7 protein-coding genes are annotated in these 6,638 nt (G+C 74.7%); 3 read left to right on the forward strand and 4 right to left on the reverse strand.

Annotation, left to right across the window (positions count from 1 at the left end; all coding sequences use genetic code 11):
* Positions 1-156: 156 nt before the first annotated feature.
* Together ACZ56B_RS03370 and ACZ56B_RS03375 are read right to left on the reverse strand one after the other, a co-directional pair.
* Positions 157-669 (reverse strand): EF-hand domain-containing protein, encoded by a 513-nt coding sequence (locus ACZ56B_RS03370; RefSeq protein WP_468785726.1) that lies wholly within the window; start codon positions 667-669, stop codon positions 157-159.
* A gap of 183 nt (positions 670-852) precedes the next feature.
* On the reverse strand, positions 853-1,233 hold the full coding sequence (locus ACZ56B_RS03375) for an STAS domain-containing protein (protein WP_468785728.1): 381 nt from the start codon (positions 1,231-1,233) through the stop codon (positions 853-855).
* Between the two features lie 361 nt (positions 1,234-1,594).
* Between ACZ56B_RS03375 and ACZ56B_RS03380 the strand changes: the two genes are divergently transcribed.
* Positions 1,595-2,176, forward strand: a complete 582-nt coding sequence (locus tag ACZ56B_RS03380) for a sigma factor (RefSeq protein ID WP_468785730.1) — start codon at positions 1,595-1,597, stop codon at positions 2,174-2,176.
* A gap of 98 nt (positions 2,177-2,274) precedes the next feature.
* Entirely contained in the window at positions 2,275-3,423 is a 1,149-nt protein-coding gene (locus ACZ56B_RS03385) for a zf-HC2 domain-containing protein (protein WP_468785924.1), read from the forward strand.
* Positions 3,424-3,658: 235 nt separating this feature from the next.
* Here ACZ56B_RS03385 and purU read toward each other — a convergent pair whose 3' ends face one another.
* Complete coding sequence (gene purU / locus ACZ56B_RS03390) at positions 3,659-4,540, reverse strand: formyltetrahydrofolate deformylase (RefSeq protein ID WP_468785732.1); 882 nt, start codon at positions 4,538-4,540, stop codon at positions 3,659-3,661.
* 47 nt (positions 4,541-4,587) lie between these two features.
* Positions 4,588-5,034, reverse strand: a complete 447-nt coding sequence (locus tag ACZ56B_RS03395) for an SCO4402 family protein (RefSeq protein ID WP_468785926.1) — start codon at positions 5,032-5,034, stop codon at positions 4,588-4,590.
* A 171-nt stretch (positions 5,035-5,205) separates the two neighbouring features.
* Here ACZ56B_RS03395 and ACZ56B_RS03400 point away from each other — a divergent pair, with 171 nt between their 5' ends.
* Positions 5,206-6,516, forward strand: coding sequence for an ABC transporter substrate-binding protein (locus ACZ56B_RS03400; protein ID WP_468785733.1), 1,311 nt, complete (start codon positions 5,206-5,208; stop codon positions 6,514-6,516).
* Positions 6,517-6,638 lie beyond the last annotated feature (122 nt).

Consider the following 6,638-nt stretch of genomic DNA (forward strand, 5'->3'; position numbering starts at 1 on the left):
CCTGCCCGTTGTAGGGTCGCGGTAACCGTGCCCCGCTGCTCTCGTTGGGCGGTCTTGTTCGTGGGTCTTCGTTGTTTCCTTCCGCCCCCCCCCCCCCCCCCCCCCCCCCCCCCCGCGGGAGCGGTGCGCGGCGGGAGGGCCGGACGCGGGCGGGCGCTACTCGGGAACGGTGAAGTGGCGCGCGAAGGCCCGCACGACCTCCTCCTCGCCGATCCTGCCGTCACCGTCCGCGTCCAGCGCCGCGGCCGCCGTGCGGGCGGGCTCCTCGGGAACGCCGAGCACCCGCAGGGCGCGTGCGACGCCCCCGGCGGCGGCCGCCCCCTCGCCGTCGGCGCCGGCGACGGCGAGGGCCGCCTGCAGGAAGGGGCGGGCGATCTCCGCGAACCGGTCCGGGTTGTCCCGCAGCCGCTTGACCGCGCCGCTCACGAACTCCTCGCGGGTGATGCGCTGGTCGCCGTCCCGGTCCGCGATCCCGGCCATGCCCTGCCAGAACGCCTCGGCGCCGCCGTACAGGGCCTGGCCCCTGTCGGAGCGGGCCGCGACGCCGAACTCGGCGAGCAGCGCCTTGGCCGCTCCGCTGAAGTCCTCCCGGTCGATGTAGCCGTTGCCGTCCTGGTCGAAGGTGGCGAACCGGGCCGCGATCCTGCGCTCGTACTCGCTGGTGACCATGTCTTTCTCAGGCCGCCTTAGGTCGGTGGGTCGTCTCGCTGGGAGCGTACGACGTGCGGAGCCGTCCGGGAGACCGAAGGCGTCCTCCGTACCGGGACCGGGGGAATTCCGGGACGGCCGTGCGGCGCGGGCGGGTGAACGCGCACGGCCGTGCGGGGCCCGGCGGACCGCCGGCGCGCGGCCTCACGCCGACAGGGGGCGCGGGTCCTCGCCGACCGCGGACCGGACGTCCGGGTGGATGTCGAAGAGACGGCGGACGCCGAGCGCGCCGAGCACCTTGTTGACGTGGCTGCCGTCGGCGGCCCCCCGGTCGGGCAGGATCAGCCGCAGCGTGCCCCGGCAGGAGCGCAGCAGCCGCCGGGCGGCGATGAGCACGCCGACCCCGCTGGAGTCGCAGAACCACACGTCGGAGAGGTCGAGGACCAGGCTGTGCCTTCCGTCGGCCACCGCGTCGTGCACCCGCTGGCGCAGCACCGGGGACGTCAGCAGGTCCAGTTCGCCCGACACCCGGAGCACGACCCAGCCAGCCTGCTCCCCGTCGGTCACTTTGAAGGTCACCACCACGCCCTTCGCTCTCCAAACGGAAGCAGCGCCTACGCTTTCTCGCAGCGCAGCTGCCCACCGGCCGTTCCCTGAAACGCGGCCCGGGAAACGGTTACCGAACAGAAAGGTCTTGTTTCAGTCGGCTTCTATCTGATTCGATCGTTTTCGATCAGGGCACCCCGGGGTACGCACACCCTCGAGGGCGCCCGGCGTGCGCGGTCCGCTCCCTTACCACCTGCGGCTCCGCCGGGGGCGCGCATTGCAACAAAGGGGCGTGCGTTCTCAAGCGTGCCGACTACATTTCGTGCAGACGGCGGGCACACGCTGGACCCGGGAACCGACCGGCCCGGGGCACCGGGGAGGACAGGGGGTGAGGGCCCGCATGGCCACGAGGGACGTGCCGCCCCGTTGGGACCGCAGGATGCAGCAACGGCTCGCGCGCGGGGAGGCGGCCGCGCTCGGCGAGCTCTACGACCGGTTCGCCTCCCTCGTGCACGGCCTGGCCCACCGCGTCCTCGGCGAGGAACGCGCCGCCGACGCGATCACCCGCGACGTCTTCGCCCACGTCTGGCAGCACCCGGACACCTACGACCCCCGGCAGGGACCGCTGCGCGCCTGGCTCGCCGCGCTGACCCACCGGCTGGCCGTGCAGCGGCTGCGCACCACCGGCACCGCGGCGCTCGCCCGCGGCGGCCCCGGCACCGCGGAGGACCTGGAGCGCACGGTGCGCCACGCCTCCGTCTCCGCCCGCGCCGACTACATCGTCCAGTCCATGCCTGCACCGCTGCGGGCCGCGCTGGAGCTGGCGTACTTCCAGCGCCGCGACTACCGCCGGACCGCCGTCGACCTGGGCGTCACCGACGACGAGGCCCGCCGCCGCCTCCGCCTGGGGCTGCAGCTGCTGTCCACCGCCCACGACACCGGGGCCCCGGGCTCCCCGCCGGGGATCGGGGGCGCCGCGTGAGCGCGGACCGTCCCGATCCGCACGGCGGTGGCGCAGGAGAGGGGAAGCAGCGTCCCGGGGACGCGGACACAGGCGCGGACGCGGACACGCACGCGGGCGTGCGCCCCGGGCGCGGGACGGACGGGCCGGCCGGGCCGCTCGTGCTGGAGCACCGCGTGCTGGAGTCGCTGCTCGGCGCCTGGGCGCTGGCCGCCTGCTCGCCGGCGGAGACGGAGGCCGTCGAGGAGCACCTCGGCACGTGCGGGCCCTGCGCGGACGAGGCGCTGCGGCTGCGCGCGGCGGTCGGCCTGCTCCAGCGCCCCGAGAGCCTCGACCTGGACCCGGGCCTGCGCACCCGCGTCCTGGAGTCCTGCCTGGAACGGCGGCCGCCGCGCGTCCCGGTGCCGGAGTGGGCCGCCGCCTACGACGCCGAGACCGCGCGCCTGGACGCGCTGCTCCAGGACTTCGGGGACGCCGAGTGGCGCGCGCCGGTGCGGCTGCGCTGGTACGAGGCCGACGAGGCGAGCACGCGCCGCACCACCGTCGCCGGGGTCATCGCCCACCTGCTGACCGTCGACGGGCTGGTCGCGGTCGCCCTCGGCCTGGACGATCCGCTCGGTGACGTCCGGGCCGAGCGCCCCACCCCGGCGGCCCGCACCGAGGCCTACTGGCGCGCCGCCCGCTTCCCGCCCACCCGCTCCGTGCGGGCGCCCTGGCGGGAGCAGGGCCACCGCCTCGTGCGGGCCGCGTCCTTCGCCGGCGGCGGCGCCGGGTGGCCGGCGGTGCCGTACGGCGACTTCGAGCTGCCCCTGCCCGACGCGATGCTGGACCGGGCCTTCGAGTGCTGGGTGCACGCGGAGGACATCGCCGAGGCGGTGGACTACCCCTACGACCCGCCCTCCGGACGGCACCTGCACCACATGGTCGACCTGGCCGCGCGGATGCTCCCGGCCGTGCTGGAGGCCCGCCGCCGGTCCGGACTGGCCTCCCCCGTCGAGCGGCGCCCGGTCGCCGCCGGTGAACCGGGGCGCAGCCTGCGGCTGGAGATCGAGGGGTCCGGCGGCGGTGAGTGGCTGATCCCGCTGGACTCCCCCGCCGCGAAGGGCTCCGCCGAGCACGAGGTGGCCCACGTGGCGCTGGACGGCGCGGAGTTCTGCCGCCTGGCCGCGGGCCACGTGCCCCCGCAGGAGGCGGCCGCCGGCCAGGAGGGGGACCGCGGGGCGATCAGGGACGTCCTGCTCGCGGCAGCCTCCCTGAGCCGGATGTGACGGGCCGGGGCGGGACCCCTGGGGCGTGTTTCGAAAGCAGCGTCGTCTGCCCGAGGGGCGGGCCCGGCGACGTCGTGGGGGTGCCCCCTGCTCGGGCGAAGCCGAGAGCCCGGGGGAGCGTGCGATCGCGAGGCGGAGGGTCGCCCCGGTACCGGGAGGTACCGGGGCGAGCCCGACGACGCGGCGAGCGTGCGTACCAGGCGTCGCCGGGCGGGCGGGACTTTCGACACACGTCCTAGGCGAACACCACCGTGCGGCGGCCGTTCAGCAGGATGCGGTGTTCCGCGTGCCACTTCACCGCGCGGGCGAGCGCCTGGCACTCCACGTCCCGGCCGACGGCGACGAGCTGGTCGGGGGTGGCGTCGTGGCCCACCCGCTCGACCTCCTGCTCGATGATCGGGCCCTCGTCGAGGTCGGCGGTGACGTAGTGCGCGGTGGCGCCGATGAGCTTCACGCCCCGGGCGTGCGCCTGGTGGTACGGCTTGGCGCCCTTGAAGCTCGGCAGGAAGGAGTGGTGGATGTTGATGATCCGCCCGGAGAGCTGCTTGCACAGGTCGTCCGAGAGGACCTGCATGTAGCGGGCGAGCACGACGAGTTCCACCCGCTCCTCGCGCACGATCTCCAGCAGCCGCGCCTCGGCCTCCGGCTTGGTGTCCTTCGTCACCGGGATGTGGTGGAAGGGGATGTCGTACGAGGACACCAGCTCGGCGAAGTCGGTGTGATTGGACACCACTGCGGCGATCTCCACGGGCAGCGCGCCGGTCCGCGCGCGGAACAGCAGGTCGTTCAGGCAGTGACCGAACCGGCTGACCATCAGCAGGATCCGCATCCGCTGGTCGGCCCGGTCGATCCGCCAGTCCATCCGGAAGGAGTCGCCGATCGCCGCGAAACTGGCCCGCAGCTTCTCCACGGTCACCGGGGCCTCGGCCGAGAAGTGGACCCGCATGAAGAACAGCCCCGTGTCGTGGTCGCCGAACTGCTGGCTGTCCTCGATGTTGCACCCGGTCATGAACAGGTAGCTGGACACGGCGTGCACGATGCCCTGCTTGTCGGGGCAGGACAGGGTGAGGACGTACTGGTCGGCCGGGGCCGCGGCTCGGTTGGACTGCTCGCTCATGCTGGAAAGGGTCCCACACGGGGGATCCCGGCCGTCCGGCCGTTCCGCTACGCGGACCGCGTCAGGATCCGCAGCACCTCGAGGGTGCGCGGCGGGGCGTCGGGGTCCTCGCCGTCGCTCGTCGCCATCCGCACGTGCGCGTCCCGCGCGGCCCGCACCGCCTCCGGCCACCCGTGGTGCTCGAGGTAGGCGGTGACCGGCGCGTCCGGCCCGACCTGGTGCATGATCCGCAGCACCCGCAGCACCGCGGTGTCGACGAGCGCCGCCTCCTGGGAGTCGCGGAAGATCGTGCCGACGTACTTCTCGGCGGACCAGTTGTCCAGCCAGGTGTCCTCCACCAGCCGGTAGACCGCGTCGGTGACGTCACCGTAGCCGTCCACCCCGGCCAGCCAGACGTCCCGCTGGAAGGCGGGGTCGGAGAGCATGTGCAGCGCGGAGCGCACGTTGCTGCGCCAGCGCCACCACGGCATGTCGTTGAGCGGCATGCCGCCCATGGTGGAGGAGCGACGGCCGCGACGGGAAGAGTTCTCCGAACCTTGCACGGTCGTCGATCGTACGTTTCCGCTCCGCGCGGCGCGCACCGGACCCCGTAATTCACCTCCGCGTCACCACACGTCGACCGAGGGTCACTCCGGGGTTGGCCATGTGACGGAATGGTGCGCACCATGACCGGCAGGCGACGCATCCGCAGCACGTTCCTCCCCCGTCTCCTCCCCCGGCGGACCAGAGCCGGTGCCCTGACCACGGGTGCGGTGGCGGCGTGCGTCACGCTCACCGCCGGCTGCGGGGTCGTCCCCGGTGTCACGGGGGGCTCCGGGGACGACCCGATCACCGTGATGACCTGGGCGCCCGAGGGCACCGACACCACCAACAAGCCCGGGATGCCCGCGTTCGCCCAGGCCTACGCCCGCTGGGTCAACGCCCAGGGCGGCCTCAACGGCCGCCGGCTCTCCGTCCTGACCTGCAACGAGAAGAACGACACCGTGGCCGCCGCGCGGTGCGCCCGGCGCGCGGTCGAGGAGGGCGCCGTCGCGGTCGTCGGCTCCTACAGCGTGCACGCCGACTCCTTCCTGCCCGCCCTGGAGGGCGCCGGCATCCCGTACATCGGCGGCTACGGCATCACCGCCGACGAGTTCACCAGCCCCCTGTCCTATCCCGTCAACGGCGGTCAGCCGGTGCTGCTGGCGGGCCTCGGCCGCACCCTCGCCGACACCTGCGGACCGGTCGCCCTGGTCCGGCCCGACACCATCGCGGGCGACCAGCTGCCCCCGCTGCTCGACTCGGGCCTGAAGGCGGGCGGGCACGAGCCGGCCGGGGACCTGCGGGCCGCGGAGGACGCCACCGCGTACGGCGACGAGGCGCGGCAGGCGCTGCGGCGCACCGCCGGCGACCCGGCGAAGCCCGGCTGCGTCGTGCCCGCGCTCGGCGACCGCACGAGCACCTTCATGGACTCCTTCCGGCGGGCCCGCGGCGACTACCCCGAGGTGCGCACCGCGACCGTGCTGGGCAGCGTCGACCAGTCGGTGCTCGACACGTCCGGCGGGGCGTCGGGGCCGTACGAGGGGGCGTACGTCACCGGCTGGTACCCGGCGGCGGGCGACGCGCGCTGGGAGCCGATGAAGAAGGTGATCGAGACGGAGGCGTTCGGCGACAACCGGATCGACGCCGCGGACGCCGGGGTGCAGACCACCTGGATCGCCTACACCGTCTTCCGGCAGGCCGTCGAGTCGCTCGGCGACGGCGAGGTGAGCGCCGACGCCGTGAGCGGGGCCCTGGACGGCGGGCTGGAGGTCGACACGGGCGGGCTCACCCCGACCCTGCGGTGGAAGTTCCAGGACGAGCTCGCCGCCGTCGGCTTCCCCCGCATGGTCAACGCCAACGCCGCCCTGCAGGTGGTCCGGGAGGGCCGGCTGGTGTCGGCCCGCGACGGCTTCACCGACGTCACGGGAACCCTGCTCGAGGCGGACCTGGTGTAACGCCCCTGACGGACGGGGGGGGGGGGGGGGGGGGGGGGGGGGGGGGGGGGGGGGGGGGGGGGGGAGGAGGGGGGGGGGGGGGTGGGGGGGGGGGGGGGGGGGGGGGTGGGTGTGGTGTTGGG

Source organism: Streptomyces sp. NPDC034670 (genome assembly GCF_055574875.1).